The following is an 832-nucleotide window of genomic DNA, read 5'->3' on the forward strand; positions in this document are numbered from 1 at the left end:
GCAGTCGGCCACAACTTCCGCCGTATCCTCGCCTGGCTCAGAGAACTCTTGTGCCTCTTCCTGATCCAGCTATCGCATACGCTTGCCTGTCCGCTCCCGCTCAATTCGGCTTCTTAACGGACGACTAAATGACCCGGTGTCACGTGGATTTCCTCCACTTCCTCGACTGCTCTCCTTCTGCACAACCACGCGCTTGCGGCGGGTTTCTGCTCCCGGCAGGTGCTTTACACAGGACGGGAACGCGCGGCGTCCGCGAGCGGCAACCGCGGACGCCCAAGCTGCTAGGCCAACTCCAGCTTTTATGCCTTGCAAGTCTCAAGAGATTTGCAAGGAGGCCTCCAAGCGTCTCGAATCTGACATTGCGGTCAGATTGCAGATTCTCTGACAGTTCACGACGGTCTGCGGTCGCGCACACTCCCCAACGGGCAGCAAGAAACGCGAATGTCTCACCTTTGCAAGGTCGCGCAGCTCACTTCTGTCGCGATGATCGGGGCTCCCGACCACCCTTCGACCTCGAGTTCGGCCTAAGACGGCGTTCAAGAGACCTGTTTCCCCTGATCGACGCCCTCCGGCGCAACGGGCAGAGGATCATTGGCGCCGGCCCACATTCGGCCCCCGTGCGCCTCAATAATAGAATGGCAAATCGCCAGCCCCATGCCCATGCCTTCTGACTTGGTGGTGTAGAACGCCTCGAACATGCGGTCTGCGCTGTTTGGATCGAGTCCCGGACCCGTATCCCGAAAAGCGACCAATACATTATTCGAGCCATCAGTCCGCGTAGCGATCAGTAACTCGCGCTGGCCTTCGTTGATCTCGCTCATTGCCTCTATGG

Annotated in this window: 1 protein-coding gene; it reads right to left on the reverse strand. The window is 58.9% G+C overall.

Annotated features, from left to right (window positions below):
- Nucleotides 1–536: 536 nt before the first annotated feature.
- Nucleotides 537–832, reverse strand: a 296-nt coding sequence (locus ACIPUD_RS39815) for an ATP-binding protein (protein ID WP_446482998.1), incomplete at its 5' end; no start/stop codon positions are given.

The sequence above is a fragment of the Bradyrhizobium sp. CAR08 genome (assembly GCF_052871955.1).